The 17,075-nt window shown below is 60.8% G+C and carries 15 protein-coding genes; 13 read left to right on the top strand and 2 right to left on the bottom strand.

Features of this window, described 5'->3' with window-relative positions; genetic code table 11:
* Window positions 1–50: 50 nt before the first annotated feature.
* Together OC610_RS02505 and phhA are read right to left on the bottom strand one after the other, a co-directional pair.
* Window positions 51–407 carry a 4a-hydroxytetrahydrobiopterin dehydratase gene (locus tag OC610_RS02505; protein ID WP_030141118.1) on the bottom strand — a complete coding sequence of 119 codons (357 nt, stop codon included), beginning with the start codon at window positions 405–407 and terminating at the stop codon, window positions 51–53.
* A 99-nt stretch (window positions 408–506) separates the two neighbouring features.
* On the bottom strand, window positions 507–1,337 hold the full coding sequence (gene phhA / locus OC610_RS02500; RefSeq protein ID WP_264426345.1) for a phenylalanine 4-monooxygenase: 831 nt from the start codon (window positions 1,335–1,337) through the stop codon (window positions 507–509).
* 375 nt (window positions 1,338–1,712) lie between these two features.
* On the opposite strand from phhA, the gene OC610_RS02495 reads away from it, so the two are divergent.
* The 13 genes from OC610_RS02495 to flgJ all read left to right on the top strand — a co-directional run bounded on the left by OC610_RS02495 (window position 1,713) and on the right by flgJ (window position 17,069).
* Complete coding sequence (locus OC610_RS02495) at window positions 1,713–3,272, top strand: sigma-54-dependent transcriptional regulator (protein WP_181287445.1); 1,560 nt, start codon at window positions 1,713–1,715, stop codon at window positions 3,270–3,272.
* 105 nt (window positions 3,273–3,377) lie between these two features.
* Entirely contained in the window at window positions 3,378–4,079 is a 702-nt protein-coding gene (locus OC610_RS02490) for a WbqC family protein (protein ID WP_264426342.1), read from the top strand.
* A gap of 49 nt (window positions 4,080–4,128) precedes the next feature.
* A complete protein-coding gene (locus OC610_RS02485) occupies window positions 4,129–7,665 on the top strand; it encodes a glycosyltransferase (protein WP_264426341.1) in 3,537 nt (1,178 codons plus the stop codon).
* A gap of 45 nt (window positions 7,666–7,710) precedes the next feature.
* On the top strand, window positions 7,711–8,439 hold the full coding sequence (locus tag OC610_RS02480) for a class I SAM-dependent methyltransferase (RefSeq protein WP_181287442.1): 729 nt from the start codon (window positions 7,711–7,713) through the stop codon (window positions 8,437–8,439).
* Window positions 8,436–9,284 carry an NAD-dependent epimerase/dehydratase family protein gene (locus OC610_RS02475; protein WP_264426339.1) on the top strand — a complete coding sequence of 283 codons (849 nt, stop codon included), beginning with the start codon at window positions 8,436–8,438 and terminating at the stop codon, window positions 9,282–9,284. Before OC610_RS02480 ends, OC610_RS02475 begins: the two co-directional genes overlap by 4 nt.
* The gene (locus OC610_RS02470; RefSeq protein ID WP_264426338.1) at window positions 9,281–10,258 is read left to right on the top strand and encodes an ATP-grasp domain-containing protein; all 978 of its coding nucleotides are present in this window, start codon (window positions 9,281–9,283) and stop codon (window positions 10,256–10,258) included. The genes OC610_RS02475 and OC610_RS02470 overlap by 4 nt, the downstream gene beginning before the upstream one ends.
* Entirely contained in the window at window positions 10,239–10,916 is a 678-nt protein-coding gene (locus OC610_RS02465) for a metallophosphoesterase family protein (RefSeq protein WP_264426337.1), read from the top strand. Before OC610_RS02470 ends, OC610_RS02465 begins: the two co-directional genes overlap by 20 nt.
* Window positions 10,917–10,967: 51 nt before the next feature.
* Window positions 10,968–12,119: a dTDP-4-amino-4,6-dideoxygalactose transaminase gene (gene rffA, locus OC610_RS02460; protein WP_264426336.1), complete on the top strand. Its 1,152-nt coding sequence runs from the start codon at window positions 10,968–10,970 to the stop codon at window positions 12,117–12,119.
* Between the two features lie 174 nt (window positions 12,120–12,293).
* Entirely contained in the window at window positions 12,294–13,031 is a 738-nt protein-coding gene (locus OC610_RS02455) for a flagellar basal body rod protein FlgF (RefSeq protein ID WP_003199043.1), read from the top strand.
* A 49-nt stretch (window positions 13,032–13,080) separates the two neighbouring features.
* The gene (flgG, locus tag OC610_RS02450) at window positions 13,081–13,866 is read left to right on the top strand and encodes a flagellar basal-body rod protein FlgG (protein WP_030141115.1); all 786 of its coding nucleotides are present in this window, start codon (window positions 13,081–13,083) and stop codon (window positions 13,864–13,866) included.
* Between the two features lie 72 nt (window positions 13,867–13,938).
* Window positions 13,939–14,634, top strand: coding sequence for a flagellar basal body L-ring protein FlgH (gene flgH / locus OC610_RS02445; RefSeq protein WP_030141114.1), 696 nt, complete (start codon window positions 13,939–13,941; stop codon window positions 14,632–14,634).
* A 45-nt stretch (window positions 14,635–14,679) separates the two neighbouring features.
* Window positions 14,680–15,750: a flagellar basal body P-ring protein FlgI gene (locus OC610_RS02440; protein ID WP_178084299.1), complete on the top strand. Its 1,071-nt coding sequence runs from the start codon at window positions 14,680–14,682 to the stop codon at window positions 15,748–15,750.
* 14 nt (window positions 15,751–15,764) lie between these two features.
* Window positions 15,765–17,069, top strand: a complete 1,305-nt coding sequence (flgJ, locus tag OC610_RS02435) for a flagellar assembly peptidoglycan hydrolase FlgJ (RefSeq protein ID WP_181287698.1) — start codon at window positions 15,765–15,767, stop codon at window positions 17,067–17,069.
* Window positions 17,070–17,075 lie beyond the last annotated feature (6 nt).

The following is a 17,075-nucleotide window of genomic DNA, read 5'->3' as shown; positions in this document are numbered from 1 at the left end:
CAGGCCGAGGATCGGGTCGCCGGGCACCCGGCCGATGGCATCGAAATGCATTACTTGCGGCCCTCGGCGGTCTTGGCCACTTCGTCGGTGCGAGCGGCCATGATGAAGTCGTTGCGGTGCAAGCCCTTGATGGAGTGGCTCCACCAGGTGACGGTGACTTTGCCCCACTCGGTAAGCAGGCCTGGGTGATGCCCCTCGGCCTCGGAGATCTCACCGACCGCATTGGTGAACGCCAGGGCGTGCTTGAAATTCTTGAACAGGAAGACCTTTTCCAATTGCATCACGCCGTCGCGCACTTCGATGTTCCAGTCCGGAATCTGCTTGATCAGTACCGGCAGTTCTTCGTCGCTGACCTGTGGGGCGTCGGCGCGGCAGGCTTCGCAATGGGCTTGGTTCAGAGTGTTCATGGTGGGTTCCCGGATCGAATATTTGGAAAACGTCGATGCACCCACGCTAAAGCAAAGCCGTGTCGTGCAACAGACTCAATTGAGATCAAAAATGGCGGTTCACGCCGCTTTCGGTGGAAATTTCGGCGCGTGCAGGCCCAGTTCCCGGCCGCGCTTGACCATTCCCATGATGTCTTCGTGGGCCAGATCGAACAGGCGCTTGAGCTCGGGCAGCACGAAGTACACGGGTTGCAGGATGTCGATGCGGTAAGGCGTGCGCATGGCTTCCAGCGGATCGAAGGCCTGGTGCTCCGGCTCGTCCGACAGGCAGTACACGGTTTCCTTGGGCGAGGACAGGATGCCGCCGCCGTAGATACGCCGGCCCTGTGGGGTCTCGACCAGGCCGAACTCGATGGTCATCCAATACAGGCGAGCGAGATAGACGCGTTCTTCCTTGGATGCCTGTAGGCCGAGTTTGCCGTAGGTGTGGGTAAATTCAGCGAACCAGGGGTTGGTCAACAGCGGGCAGTGGCCAAAGATCTCATGGAAGATGTCCGGCTCTTGCAGGTAATCCAGTTCTTCACGGGTGCGAATAAACGTGGCGACCGGAAACTGCTTGCTGGCGAGCAATTCGAAAAATGTCTGGAAGGGGATCAGCGCCGGCACCCGGGCAACCTGCCAACCGGTGGTTTCGCCGAGCACTTTGTTGATTTCCCCCAACTGCGGAATGCGGTCGTGGGGCAGGCCCAGCTTGTCGATACCGTCCAGGTATTCCTGGCACGCACGGCCCTCGAGGACCTCGAGCTGGCGGGTGATCAGCGTGTTCCACACCGCATGTTCTTCAGCGGTGTAGTGGATAAAACCTTGCGCATCGGGCTCGCGGGCCACGTACTGCGTCTGCTTCATGCTGCTCTCCTGCTGATTTACTGGTTTGTTGTTATGTCCAGCGATGCATTAGAGATAACTCGAAGCAGCGGTGTTCGCAGCAGGCTGTCCTGGCGTCCGGCGGTGCGTAAGCGCAAATATCGTAAAGTTTTCGTTACGTATCTCGGCGCGGTACGGTGTTCCAGGCATTTTTTCTTGGGAAATCTCCTACAGCTGTCACATAATCTTGACGGCTATTTGCGCCGCCATGCAAAAAACCTCATGGCGAGCAACCGGTCCTCACCGTGTAGGAGCTGCCGAAGGCTGCGATCTTTTGATCTAGATCTTTTCGCTTGAGATTTAACAGTCTGCGAAAAGATCGCAGCCTCGCTTCGCTCGGCAGCTCCTACGGGCGGAAGCAAGCTTGCTTGCCACGGATTTCCAACAAACATCGGGCCTCTTATGCGTATCAAAGTCCATTGTCAGAACCGCATCGGCATCCTGCGGGATATCCTCAACCTGCTGGTGGAATACGGCATCAACGTCGCCCGAGGTGAAGTGGGAGGCGAGCATGGCAACGCGATCTACCTGCACTGCCCGAACCTGATCAACATCCAGTTCCAGGCGTTGCGTCCGAAATTCGAAGGCATTGCCGGGGTATTCGGCGTCAAGCGCGTAGGCCTGATGCCCAGCGAGCGTCGGCACATGGAGCTCAACGCCTTGCTCGGCGCCCTGGAGTTCCCGGTGTTGTCGATCGACATGGGTGGCTCCATCGTCGCGGCCAACCGGGCGGCGGCGCAATTGCTCGGGGTGCGAGTGGACGAGGTCCCGGGAATCCCGTTGTCCCGCTACGCCGAGGATTTCGACTTGCCTGAGTTGGTGCGCGCCAACCAATCGCGGATCAACGGGTTGCGGGTCAAGGTCAAGGGCGACGTGTTCCTGGCCGACATCGCACCGCTGCAATCGGAGCACGACGACAGCGAGGCCATGGCCGGCGCGGTGTTGACCCTGCACCGCGCTGATCGGGTGGGCGAACGCATCTATAACGTGCGTAAGCAGGAACTGCGCGGCTTCGACAGTATTTTCCAGAGCTCGAAGGTTATGGCAGCGGTGGTCCGGGAGGCCCGGCGCATGGCGCCGCTGGACGCGCCACTGTTGATCGAAGGCGAAACCGGCACGGGCAAGGAACTGCTGGCCCGCGCGTGTCACCTGGCGAGCCCGCGCGGGCAATCGCCGCTGATGGCGCTCAATTGCGCCGGGTTGCCCGAATCCATGGCCGAGACCGAGCTGTTCGGCTACGGCCCCGGCGCCTTCGAAGGGGCCCGGGCCGAAGGTAAGCTCGGGCTGCTGGAACTGACGGCGGGCGGCACGCTGTTTCTCGACGGGGTTGGGGAAATGAGCCCGCGCTTGCAGGTGAAACTGCTGCGCTTCCTGCAGGACGGATGCTTTCGCCGCGTAGGCAGTGATGAAGAGGTGTACCTGGATGTCAGGGTGATCTGCGCGACCCAGGTCGATTTGTCCGAACTCTGTGCCCGAGGCGAATTCCGCCAGGATTTGTACCATCGGCTGAATGTGCTTTCCCTGCACATCCCACCGCTGCGGGAATGCCTCGACGGGCTGGCCCCGCTGGTCGAGCATTTTCTCGACCAGGCCAGTCGCCAGATCGGCTGCCCTTTGCCAAGGCTGGCACCGGCGGCGATGGACCGTCTCAGTCACTACCACTGGCCGGGCAACGTCCGGCAGTTGGAAAACGTGTTGTTCCAGGCGGTTTCCCTGTGCGATGGCGGGACGGTGAAGGCCGAACATATCCGCCTTCCGGACTACGGCGTACGCCAACCCCTCGGCGATTTTTCCCTTGAGGGTGGCTTGGACGAGATCGTTGGGCGTTTCGAGAAAGCGGTGCTGGAACGTTTGTATTCCGAGCATCCGAGCAGTCGGCAACTCGGTAAGCGGCTGGGGGTTTCTCATACGACCATTGCTAATAAGCTGCGTGAGTATGAGGTGGGCAAGTCCGAATTCTAGATGGTATGGGATTTGCTATATCCCGTCCTGTCCACGCTTTTTCTTATTGGGTGGCGATTTTTTGACAGGGCAAAGCCCGGTTTCCGCCGCGTGGTGAGGTTCAGGATGCAAAAGAAAATAGCCGTGGTGCAGTCGAATTACATCCCTTGGAAGGGCTATTTCGACATGATCCACAGCGTCGATGCGTTCATCCTCTATGACGATGTGCAGTACACCCGTAACGACTGGCGCAACCGTAACAAGATCAAGACTGCCCAAGGCGAGCATTGGCTAAGTATCCCGGTCAAGACAAAGGGCCGTCTCGGCCAGTTGATCAATGAAGCCCAGATCACCAGTCCAGATTGGGCCCCGGCGCATTGGAAGACAATAGAGCAGAGCTACCGCCGCGCGCCATGCTTCGCCCAGATGGAGGCGCCTATCCGTGCGCTCTACGAACAGGCTGCCGAGTTCACCCATCTGACCCGCATCAATCAACTTTTCATCGCCGGCTTATGCCCCCTGCTGGGGATTCACACGCCACTTTACCGTTCCGAGGAACTGGGTGGCGCAGAGGGCAGGAACGAGCGCCTGATTCACCTGTGCAAGACCCTCGGTGCCAACGAATACCTTTCCGGTCCTGCGGCCAGTCACTACCTCGACGAAGCGGCCTTCGCTGCGAATGGGATCACGGTGTCGTACATGAGCTATGCCGGTTACCCCGAATATCCGCAGGTGTATGGCGACTTCCAGCATGCGGTCAGTGTCATCGACCTGTTATTCAACACCGGCGCGGATGCATCGGTTTTTCTGAAGAAAGGGGCTGCCTGAGCGGGCCTTGCGACACCCCTGATTGATTTGATTCTGGAGATTGCACCCGATGTCGAACCTCGCGCAGCTGGACGCTTACTCGCACGAACAGGCGTTGGCGCGCCTGCGGCTGATGTATGCCAAGCCCGAACACCCATATTACTTCCTGGCACCGGCATACCGTGAGTCGTCGTCGGGCGTCGTCTCGCTGCATTACCTTTGCCATATGCTCAATCTCAGTGGTCGTGAGGCTTACATCTGTGGCACCGAAGTGGTCAATCCAGACCTCAAGACGCCAGTGATCACCTCCGCAATCAAGCAGCGCCACATAGCATCGGGCAAGGTGCCGATCGCGGTTTACCCCGAAGTGTTTCCAGGCAATCCGCTCAACTGTCCGGTCGTGGCGCGTTTCCTGTTGAATTTCGAGGGGTTTCTCACCGGCAAAGGCATGAACGCCGCGCCCACCGATTTGTTGTTCTATTACGCGGCCCGGCTCGCCGAGCACCGTGGTGACCTTGCCGGCGACCTGTTGTGCCTGCCGGCGGTCGATATCGAAATGTTTTCGACGGTGGGCGCTGGCGCCGTGCGCAAGGGCAGCTATCTCTACCAGAACCGCCACCCGTTGGATCAGGTCGACTACTCGCTGCTGCCAGCGGATGTTCGTCTGCTGAGCATGGCCAATCCTGTATCCCTGCCTGAGCTGGCCGAGCTACTGCGCAAGGCAGAGGTGATGTATTCCTATGAATGGTCGATGACCTGCGTAATGGCCGTGCTGTGTGGATGTCCGGTGATATTCATTCCGGGACATGGCGTCGACCAGCCGCTGCTCGACACCAGCTTCTTTGGCAGCGTCGGCTTTGCCATGCTTGATCAGCCGGACGCGCTGGATCAGGCCCGAGCAAGCCTTGATGACGCCCTGCCACGTTACGTTGAACGCACCGCGTCGTTCTGGCAGCAGCTGGATGTGTTTATCGCCAAGACCCAGGCGACGGCTGCCCGAGAGGCCGTCGGTAACCGTCTGGGTGTGCTGGACTGGTTGCGTCAACGCTATCCGTTGGCGCAGCAGTTGCGTTTGATCAATGAACGTTTGGCGAGCTCGGCGGCGCCGAGCTTCACTGTCCTGGTCCGTGATGACGGCAATCGATTGGCGCTGGCGCACACCCTGGACAGTCTGGATCGACAGTTGTACCAGCGCCTCCATGTTTGCGTAATGGGGGAGGCTGATCCCGGGCGTGTCAATGTCCAGTGGTTGGCGTGCGATCCCAAGCAGCCGGTGGAAGCGATCAACGGCTTGCTCGCCAGCACCCAGACCGACTGGTTACTGCTGGTCGAGGCGGGCGAAGAGCTCACCGCTGCGGGGCTGCTGATGATGGCTCTGAATCTGCTCGATGCGCCTGACAGTTGTCTGGCGGTGTTCGCCGACGAGGCGTTGCGTATGGGCGGGGTTGTCAACCTTTCGTTGCGGCCCGACCTCAATCTGGATTTACTCCTGGCGTTTCCCTCCAGCCTTTCCCGTCATTGGATGTACCGTCGTGAGGTGCTGATGCGCCTGAGCGGTTTTGACAATGGCTGCGGTGGCGCCTTCGAGTTGGCTTATCAGCTGCGCCTGATCAGCGAGCAAGGCATGGCGAGCATTGGCCATGTCAGCGAACCCCTGCTGATCGCCAACGAGCTGCGGCAGTCGGCATGCGCTGATGAGCGCGCCGCCATCGACGCCCACTTACAGGCGCGTGGCTATGGCCAGGCCCAAGCGATAGCACTGGAGCCAGGTCGTTATCGTGTCGATTATGGGCACGAGCGACAGGCCTCGGTCAGTATCCTTATCTATCTGGAAGGGCAGTTGGATAATTTCCAGCGTTGCCTGGAAAGTTTGCTGATGCAGACTGACGCTGTGGATTTTGAAGTCTTGCTGATCGAGCCGGGCGCCGATGACCCCGCATTACTCGAGTGGCTGGGCTTGGTCGAGTCGATGGGCGAAGGCCGGTTCCAGGCATTGCGTTTCATGCCGGGACAGTCTCGTGCGGCCATGTGCAACGCGGCGGCGCAAGACGCGCGGGGTGAATACCTGCTTTGGCTCGATGCGCAAAGCGTTGTGCTTGAGGCGGGGTGGCTGCAAGCATTGCTTAATCATGCCCAGCGCCCGGAAATCGGGGCGGTGGGCGGCAAGTTGCAGGATAGCCAGGGGCGTGTGCGCCAGGCCGGACTCGTATTGGGACTTGGGGGCATTGTCGGCGGGGCTTTCGGGGGGTTGTCAGCTGAGGCTGCGAGTGACATGGGGCGGCTTGGGCTTGAGCAGAACTGTTCCGCGGTGGGCGGCGAATGCCTGATGTTGCGTCGAGCGCTGTTCCTTGAGGCCGGCGGCTTCGACATCGATCCATTGCTGGCGCCCTGGACACACGTTGATTTGTGCCTGAAGTTGCAGCGGGCAGGTTATCTGAACGTCTGGACGCCCTACGCACGTATTTTGATGGACGCTGTGTCAAATCTGCGCGCCAGTAGCGAGCAGGAGGACGCCATGCTGGCGCGCTGGTTGCCGCAGTTGGCCCACGACCCTGCCTACAACGCTAATTTTTCATTGCGCGCCGGCGAAGGTTTCTCCCGGGAAAATTCGGACCTGTGCTGGTATCCGTTGCAAGGCAGCGTACCGAGGATGCTGGTTTGCGTCACCGATCAGCAGGTAGCGGCCTATTCTCGACTGGTTCAACCGTTCAGTACCTTGCTTGAAGCGGGGCAGGTCGAAGGCGTGGCGGTTTCGAGTCTGTTGTCGCCGGTAGAAATAGAGCGCCTGGCGCCGACTACCGTGGTGTTGCAGCGTCCTCTGGATGACGCCGGGCTACTGGCCCTGAGCCGCCTGAGGGCGTTCTCCAAGGCGTTCACGGTCTACGATCTGGACGGGTATTTGCCGGAAATGGACTTGAAGGTTGATTGCTCCGCCGAGGAACTGCTGGAGCGCCTGCGGTTCGGGATGCTGCAGGTCGATCGGGTACTGGTCCCCACGCCTGCGCTGGCCGAACTGCTGCAAGGCCAGCACGACGACATTCGCGTGCTGGAAGCCCTGCTGCCGGCCGCGTGGGGGCGTGTGCAAGGCAAGCGACGCGTGGGGGCCAAGCCGCGCCTGGGCTGGCTGGGCGGCAAGGATACCCAATTGCTGGCCGATGTGGTGCCTGCGTTCGCCGGCGAAGTGGATTGGGTGGTGCTGGGTGACTGCCCCGCGGCGTTGCAGCCTTTCCTGAAAGAGCAGCACCCCAATGTCCCCCAGCAGCAATTGGCAACGGCCCTGGCCGCGTTGAACCTGGACCTCGCGCTTGTGCCCATGGCGCACTCCCTCGGCAACGCCTGTTCAGGTGACTTGCGTGTCTTGCAGCATGCCGCATGCGGACATCCGGTCATTTGCAGCCGGGTGCCCGGTTTCGTCGGGGGCGAGGTCTTGCCGCTGACGCGAGTCGATAACCAGGCGCAAGACTGGGTCAGGGCGATTCGCTTGCATCTGGAAGACCGTGAAGCCTCTGCGACGCTGGGGGACGCCTTGCAATCGACCGTGCGGACACAATGGCTGCTCGAAGGCGAGCGCCTGGAGGCCTGGCGACAAGCCTGGCTGCCTGATTGATCCGTACTGACTATTACTTTTGCCGCGCAGCGGAGTGCATGTGACATGAGCAACGATCTGGATACGTTCATCGCCGCCTACAGCGACAGCTTTGGCTACGCGTATGACAACAACATCATTCTCAATTGGTATCCCCAGCGCATCATGGCGCTCTGCACCCAGGCGCAAAGCTTGCTGGAGCTTGGCGTTGGCCATGGCTTCAGCACCCATCGCTTTTCGCAGTTTTTCCGCGAACACGTGGTCATTGATGGCTCCGCCTCGGTGATCTCCCAGTTCAAGGCCCAGTACCCGGACAATGCGGCCGAAGTCGTCGAGAGCTACTTCGAGACGTTCGACACCGACAAGCGTTTCGACCTCATCGTGATGGGGTTTGTGCTGGAGCATGTCGAGGATCCACAGGTCGTGCTGCAACGGTTCAAGCATTTTCTTGCGCCGGGTGGCCGCTGCTTCGTGCTGGTTCCCAATGGCGAGTCGCTGCATCGACGGTTCGGTCACGCGGCTGGACTGTTGGGCGACATGATGGCGCTGGGCAGTGGCGATCTGGAACTGGGCCATGTGCGCAGCTACTCGCTACAGACCCTGACCGCTGAACTGGAAGCCGCCGGGCTCCAGGTCGTGCGCAAGGAAGGTGTGTTCCTCAAGCCCTTCACCACCGGACAACTGAAAGCGTTGAACCTGGGGGCGGACATCGTCCAGGCCATGTGCACTGTGGGCATCGATTATCCGGAGCTCAGTTGTGCGCTGATGTTTGAAGCAACAGTCGCCCCGTCATGAAAAGCCTCGTAATTGGCAGTACATCCGTCATCGGCGGTGCGGTCGCCCTTGCGTTGTCGCGCCTTGGCGAAGTCAAGTTGGCGGGGCGCCGGGATGCCGATATTGCCTTTGACTTGAGCCGCCATGAGCCTTGCGCTTGCGACGAGCGCTTCGACGTCGTCGTGCTGGTCGCTGCCGATTTCGGCGGTCGCCAGCCGGACGACCTGGTGCGCGCCGAACAGGTCAACAGCGTCGGTACGTTGGCGGCCTGCCGCTTGGCTGAACAGTGCGGGGCGCGTCATTTCATTCTCCTGTCGTCGCGTTCGGCCTGCGACCGGCCGACGGATCCCTACTTCGGCATCTATTCGCTGTCCAAGCGTCATGCCGAGGAAGTGGCGAGCCTGTATTGCCAGGAGCGCGGCCTGACGTTGACGGTGCTGCGCATCAGCCAGGTCTACGACAGCGGCGAGCAATGCCGGCCTCATCAACCGTTGTTGTACGCCATCGCGGACAAGGCGCAGGCGGGGCAAACCGTCGAGTTGTATGGTCGCAATGACGCCAGGCGCAATTACCTGCATTTGAGTGATCTTACCGAGGTCTGCGCGCGGCTGGCGGAGAAGGGCATTGCTGGGTTGTACAACTGCGGCCACCCCGAATCCCCCCGTCTTTCGGAAATCGCCCAGGCCGCCTTCGAGGCGTTTGGCCAACCGTCGGCTGTGCGCTTCCTGCCGGAGAAAAGCGACATTCCTGATCTGCCTCCTTTCGACCTAGCGCATGAGCTGTATGAGCGAATTGGTTTTATCCCGCGAATAGACGTTCGCCGGGGCTTCGAATTGATGAGGGCGCACCGGGAGAGCTTGTCATGAAGACCGTCATGGTGACTGGCGTAGGCGCCATCATGGGTTATGGCCTGCTCAAGTCGTTGCGTGCGGCGGACCCGTCCGTTCGCCTGGTTGGCACCGATATCTATGATGATGCGGTCGGTCGCGGCTGGAGCGATGTGTTCGCGCAAGCTCCGTTGACCGCCGACCCGGGGTACGGCCAATGGCTGGGCGATACGCTGGCGCGGTACCACGTCGATTTGCTCATTCCCGGGATCGAACAGGATCTTCACTGGCTGTCAGACCACCGCGCATTATTGGCGGAGTCTGATTGTCAGGTCGTGCTCAACAATCAGAACCTGATCGAGCTTTCCAGGGACAAGTGGGCAATGGACCAGGCATTGGTGGCGCTGGGCGATGCCAGTCGCATTCCCAGCCTGCTGTCGGGAGATTTTCACTCGCTCAAGGCGGCCTTGGGCCTGCCGTTCCTGCTCAAGCCACGCCGGAGCTATGCCTCCAAAGGGCTGGTCTGGGTTCGCGAGGAGGGCGATTTCATCCCCCACGCCGCGCTGCTCGGTGAGTACCTCATGGCCCAGCCGATTATTGGCAGCGCGGCCGATGAGTTTACGGTGGCGGCGTTTGGCGACGGTCGAGGCGATACCGGTCCAATGATTGCCTTCCAGCGCAAGCTGGCTTCCGATGGGTCCACCGCCAAGGCTTGGGTGTACCAGGACGATTCGCTGTGCGACGTGGTCGCCAGGCTGTGCCGTGCCTTCAAGCCGGTAGGGCCGACCAACTTGCAGTTCCGTCGTGGCAAGGACGGCTCATGGAGCCTGCTCGAGATCAATCCGCGTATTTCCTCGACCAGTTCGATACGTCGCGCGTTTGGCTACAACGAGGCCGCGATGTGCCTGGATTATTACCTCGACGGCAAGACACTGGCCCAGCCAACCATTCGCAGTGGTTTCGCTGTTCGTTATATAGAGGATTTCATTGTCTATGATCGGGATCATTTCTGACGTACATGGCAACTACAGCGCCCTTCGAACAGTGCTTGCCAAGCTTGATGCGCTCGGGGTGTCGCGGATCATCTGCCTGGGCGATACCGCCGGTTACTACAGTCAAGTCAATGAGTGTTGCGAAGCCCTGCGCGAGCGAAACATATTCTCGGTGATGGGCAATCATGACTGGTACCTGGCCAGGAATGAGCGATGCCCTCGTTCCAATAGCGCCAATGCCTGCCTTGACTATCAACAGCGGGTCGTCACTTCGCAGAACCTGGCTTGGCTGGGATCGCTCCCGGAGCGCTCCACAGAGGATGGACTGAGCGTCGTCCATGGTGGCTGGAACGATCCGCTGGACGAGTACCTGCGCCCCTCACAGGCGTACTTTGCACCGTTGCCCGGCCAATATTTCGCATCGGGTCATACCCACGTCCAGTACCTTTGGAGCGGCGAGGGCAAGGCGTACTGCAATCCCGGTTCAGTTGGCCAACCACGTGATGGTGATCCCCGGGCAGCTTTCGCCACTTGGGATGGCGAAGCGTTCAACCTGCACCGGGTTGAATACGATATCGGTGAAACCCAGCTCGCCATGAAGAGTGCCGGCTTTACCCCCTACTTCTATGAAAACCTTGATATTGGCAGCCAGATCGGTGGGCGGATCAGTGCGGTTTGAGGTTTTTTGCTGTGTGCTACTCACTACCATGCCCGCCCAGGGAAGTTCGCAATGAGCAAAGAAACGATCCTCTTCAACCGCCCGTTCATGACCGGCAAGGAGCTGGACTACATTGCCCAGGCCAAGTTCGGCAACATGCTCGCCGGTGATGGTCCGTTCACCAAGCAATGCCATCGCTGGCTGGAGTCGCACACAGGCTGCAACAAGGCGTTGCTTACCCATTCATGTACCGCAGCGCTGGAAATGGCGGCGTTGCTGCTGGACATCCAGCCTGGCGACGAAGTCATCCTGCCTTCGTTTACCTTCGTCTCCACGGCCAACGCTTTTGTGCTGCGTGGCGCTGTGCCGGTTTTCGTCGATATACGTCCCGATACCCTGAACCTGGACGAGCGCCTGATCGAGGCGGCGATTACGTCGCGGACCAAAGCTATAGTGCCCGTCCACTATGCCGGCGTGGCCTGCGAGATGGACACGATCCTGGCGATTGCGCACAAGCATGGGCTGGCGGTGGTGGAAGACGCTGCGCAAGGCGTGATGTCGACTTACAAGGGGCGGGCGTTGGGCAGCCTCGGCGACCTTGGGGCGTTCAGTTTCCACGAAACCAAGAATGTCATTTCGGGGGAGGGCGGGGCTTTGCTGGCCAATAATCCTGCAATGGGATTGCGCGCTGAGATCATCCGCGAAAAAGGTACCGATCGCAGTCGATTCTTCAGGGGTGAGGTAGATAAATACACCTGGCAAGAGGTGGGTTCCTCGTTCCTGCCCGGAGAGATGACGGCGGCCTTCCTCTGGGCCCAGTTGGAAGAGGCTCAGTCCATCACCAACCGCCGCTTGGCGATCTGGGAACACTACCATGGCGCTTTGGCAGAGCTTGAGCTGCAAGGATTGTTGCGTCGTCCGATAGTGCCTGAAAATTGCCAGCACAACGCGCACATGTACTACGTGCTGCTGGCCCCTGGTATCGAGCGCCAAGTTGTTCTTGATAAACTCAAGAGCCACGCCATCTACGCGGTGTTCCACTACGTACCGCTGCATTCGTCGCCCGGCGGAGTGCGGTATGGGCGTGTGCATGGCTCGATGGAAATAACCGACGGCTATTCCGAGCGTCTGTTGCGATTGCCGCTATGGCTCGGTTTGACGAACGAACAGCAAGACCGGGTGGTCGATGTGCTCGGCGATGCGTTGGCGGCGCTTGCCACCTAGCGGCATAACTCCGCCGGTTTTTCGACTTCGACATAACGCATCCACACCCTGCGCCGCCCCGGGACCCTTTATTTTCCGGGGCTTGGCCCGCCAGAAAAAAGTTGGTCTGCAATTTGCTTAAGGCTGTGCAACACAGCAGTGGGCGGCAAACGTCCGGCATGCAGAGGAACGACAGTGGACAAGTACCTTTATGTGGCAATGACCGGCGCCAGCCAGAACGCACTGGCGCAACGGGCCCATGCCAACAACCTGGCGAACATCTCCACCAATGGTTTTCAGAAAGACCTGGAGCAGGCACGTTCGATGCCGGTGTTCGGCGACAGCTTTCCGGCGCGGGCGTTTGCCATGTCCGAGCGGCCTGCCACTGACTTCACCCCGGGAGCACTGGTTGAAACCGGTCGCGACCTGGACGTGGCAGTCAGCGGGCCGGGCTGGATGGCCGTGCAGAACCCTGACGGCGGTGAAAGCTACGTGCGCACCGGCAGCCTGAACGTTGACGCCCTGGGCGTGCTGCGGGCCGGCAACGGCATGCCGGTGATGGGCAATGGCGGTCCGATCGCCGTGCCACCGGAGCAGAAAATCGAAATCGGCCAGGACGGCACCATCAGCATCCGCGCCATGGGCGAAGGCCCGCGGGTGATGGCTGAAGTGGACCGCATCAAGCTGGTCAATCCTGACCTGAAGAATATGACCAAGGGCCTGGACGGTTCGATCCGCACCAAGGACGGCCAGCCGGCGCCCATCGATGCCAACGTGCAGTTGGTGTCTGGGTTCCAGGAAGCGAGCAACGTCAACGCCGTGGATGAGATGACTTCGGTGCTGGCCCTGGCCAAGCAATTCGAGCTCCACGTCAAGATGATGAACACCGCCAAAGAAGGCGATGAGGCCATGGCTCGGGTCTTGCAGATCTAATCATTAATTACAGCGCTGCGCCGAAAAACAGGCGTACGAGGAGAATCGAATGCTTCCGGCTCTATGGGTTGCCAAAACAGGTCTGTCCGCCCAGGACACCAACCTGACCACCATTTCCAACAACCTGGCGAACGTTTCGACCACGGGTTTCAAACGTGATCGCGCCGAGTTCCAGGACCTGCTGTACCAGGTAAAACGCCAGCCAGGCGCCCAGTCGACCCAGGACAGCGAACTGCCATCGGGCCTGCAAGTGGGTACCGGTGTGCGCATCGTCGGCACCCAGAAGAACTTCAACGCCGGCAGCCTGCAGACCACCGAGCAACCGCTGGACATGGCCATCGACGGTCGCGGTTTCTTCCAGATCCTGCAGCCGGACGGCACCACGTCGTATACCCGTGACGGTACCTTCCACCTCGACTCCAACGGCCAGATCGTCAACGCCAGTGGTTTCGCCCTGGAGCCGGCCATCATCATCCCGAACGATGCCCAGACCTTCACTGTGGGCCGCGACGGTACCGTGTCCATCACCGTGGCAGGCAACCCGGCCTCCCAGGTGATCGGCAACCTGCAGACCGCCGATTTCATCAACCCGGCCGGCCTGCAAGCCGTGGGCAACAACCTGTTCCTGGAAACCGCCGCCAGTGGCGCGCCGCAAATCGGCACGCCTGGCCTGAACGGCTTCGGCACCACGCTGCAGAACACCCTGGAAACCTCCAACGTCAGCACCGTTGAGGAGATGGTCAACATGATCACCACCCAGCGCGCCTACGAGATGAACTCCAAGGTGATCTCCACCGCCGACCAGATGCTCTCGTTCGTCACGCAGAACCTGTAATCGCGTCGCAACATTCGTCATTACGTAGACAGGGCGGCCCCAGGGTCGCCTGCAACACCAAGAGGTAGGGTCATGAATCGCTTCGTATCTGTTCTGGCATTGAGTGGGATCACCGCACTGGCGGGCTGTGTCGCGCCAACGCCAAGGCCCAATGACCCGTACTACGCTCCGGTGTTGCCGCGCACACCGTTGCCGGCGGCGGCCAACAACGGTTCGATCTACCAGGCCGGTTTCGAGCAGAACCTGTACAGCGACCGCAAGGCTTTCCGGGTCGGTGACATCATCACCATCACCCTGAACGAGCGGACCCAGGCCAGCAAGAACGCCAACTCGCAAATGGACAAGACCAGCCAGACCAGCGTCGGCCTGACGTCATTGTTCGGTTCGGGCTTGACCACCAACAACCCGATCGGCAGCAACGACCTGAGCCTCAACGCCGGCTACGGTGCCGACCGCGCCACCAAGGGCGACAGCAAGTCGGGCCAGAGCAACAGCCTGACCGGTTCGATCACCGTGACCGTCGCCGATGTGCTGCCCAACGGCATCATCGTTGTGCGAGGCGAGAAGTGGCTGACGCTCAACACCGGTGACGAACTGGTGCGCATCGCCGGCATGGTCCGGGCCGATGACATCGCCACCGATAACACCGTTTCGTCCACTCGCGTGGCCGATGCGCGCATCACCTATTCGGGCACTGGTGCCTTTGCCGATGCGAGTCAGCCAGGTTGGTTCGACCGTTTCTTCCTCAGCCCGAAGTTCCCTTTCTAGGTGGTCAAGTTGAATCTTAAGCAGCTGTTGATCGGAGCCCTGGTGATGTCGGCAGCCTTCAGCGCTCAAGCCGAGCGCCTGAAGGACATCGCCAGCATTTCCGGCGTGCGTTCCAACCAGTTGATCGGCTACGGCCTGGTCGTGGGCCTCAACGGTACCGGCGACCAGACCACCCAGACCCCGTTCACCCTGCAGACCTTCAACAACATGTTGTCGCAGTTCGGCATCAAGGTGCCGGCCGGCTCCGGCAACGTGCAGTTGAAGAACGTCGCGGCGGTGTCGATCAGTGCCGACCTGCCGGCGTTCGCCAAGCCCGGCCAGCAAGTGGATATCACCGTCTCGTCCATCGGTAACTCCAAGAGCCTGCGTGGCGGCACCTTGTTGCTGACCCCGCTCAAGGGTATCGACGGCAACGTCTACGCCATCGCCCAGGGCAACCTGGTGGTGGGCGGTTTCGACGCCGAGGGCCGCGACGGTTCGAAGATCACCGTCAACGTTCCGTCGGCGGGTCGCATCCCGGGCGGTGCATCGGTTGAGCGTGCGGTGCCGAGCGGTTTCAACCAGGGCAATAGCCTGACGCTGAATCTCAACCGTTCCGACTTCACCACGGCCAAGCGCATCGTCGACAAGATCAACGACATGCTCGGCCCAGGCGTGGCCCAGGCCATCGACGGCGGCTCGATTCGCGTCACCGCGCCACTGGATCCGAGCCAGCGTGTCGACTACTTGTCGATCCTGGAAAACCTCGAAGTCGATCCGGGCCAGGCGGTGGCGAAAGTCATCATCAACTCGCGCACCGGCACCATCGTCATCGGCCAGAACGTCAAGGTTTCGCCAGCCGCCGTGACCCACGGCAGCCTGACCGTGACCATCACCGAAGACCCGATCGTCAGCCAGCCGGGCCCGTTGTCCAACGGCCAGACCGCCGTGGTCCCGCGTTCGCGGGTCAATGCCGAGCAGGAAGCCAAGCCGATGTTCAAGTTCGGCCCGGGAACCACCCTGGATGAAATCGTCCGGGCGGTGAACCAGGTCGGCGCGGCACCGGGCGACCTGATGGCGATCCTTGAAGCCTTGAAGCAGGCCGGCGCGTTGCAAGCCGACCTGATCGTGATTTAAGGAAGGCGGTCATGGTGGATATGCGCAAAGGCGCCTTGGTCAGCGGGGATTCGGGGTCCTACTCGGACTTGAATCGCCTCAACCAGCTCAAGGTTGGCGACAAGAACAGCGACGGCAACCTGCGCAAGGTGGCGCAGGAATTCGAGTCGCTGTTCCTCGGCGAAATGCTCAAGTCCATGCGTTCGGCCACCGAGGCCCTGGGCAAGGACAATCCGATGAACACGCCGGAAGCCAAGCAGTACCAGGAAATGTACGACCAGCAGTTGGCCGTTTCCATGTCCCGCGAGGGCGGCGGTATCGGCCTGGCTGATGTGTTGCTGCGCCAGATGTCCAAGAACAAACCGTTGGCGCCCGGCGAAGCGGCGACGCTGTCGGCGGCCAAGCAGCAGGAAGCGCTGGACAAGGCCACCAAGGCTGCGGTGCCCACGCCTGTGGCGGCCGGAACGCTGCCCGACGGGCCTTTGTCGCGCAGCAATGGCCAGCGTCCGCTCTGGGCCTCGCGCGCCGTGAGCACGCCGCACGGGGCGGGCGAGGGCGAACACCGCAACGACATGGAATTGCTCAACCAGCGCCGCCTGGCCTTGCCGCCAAAATTGGCGGATCGCTTGCTCGCCGGCCTGGTGCCTTCGGCGTCGACTCATCTCGACGCCCCGGCGCAGAACATCTTGCCGGACCGCGCTGTCGCTGCCGTGAAGCCGGCCACCGGCGAACTCGCCAACGGCGATTGGCTGGCCGCGCTCAAGGCTGCCGAGCCGAAAGGCGACATGCAGGTCTATGGCCGCGCCGTGGCCCAGCCGCCCCTGGCACCGGCCCGCAAGGCCTTCCGCGATGCCGACGAATTCGTCAACGCCATGCTGCCAATGGCCAAGGAAGCCGCCGACCGTATCGGCCTCGACCCACGCTACCTGGTGGCCCAGGCCGCCCTGGAAACCGGTTGGGGCAAATCGGTGATGCGCCAGCCCGATGGCAGCAGCAGCCACAACCTGTTCGGCATCAAGGCCAGCAAGAACTGGACGGGCGATTCGGCGCGGGCGATCACCAGCGAATTCCGCAATGGCGAGATGGTCAAGGAGACGGCCGAGTTCCGTTCCTACGCCTCGTATCGCGACAGCTTCCATGACTTGGTCAACCTGCTGCAAAGCAACAATCGCTATCAAGCTGTGCTCAAGTCTGCCGATAACCCGGAACAGTTTGTACGCGAGTTGCAGAAGGCCGGTTACGCCACCGACCCGAACTACGCCAGCAAGATTTCGAACATAGCCCGGCAGATGACGAGTTACCAAAACTACGCCTCGGCCGGTGCCACAACGACTTTATAAGGTCTG

The organism is Pseudomonas agronomica, from assembly GCF_025917275.1.
Classification (GTDB): domain Bacteria; phylum Pseudomonadota; class Gammaproteobacteria; order Pseudomonadales; family Pseudomonadaceae; genus Aquipseudomonas; species Aquipseudomonas agronomica.
This window is presented reverse-complemented; position numbering and strand designations above follow the sequence as displayed.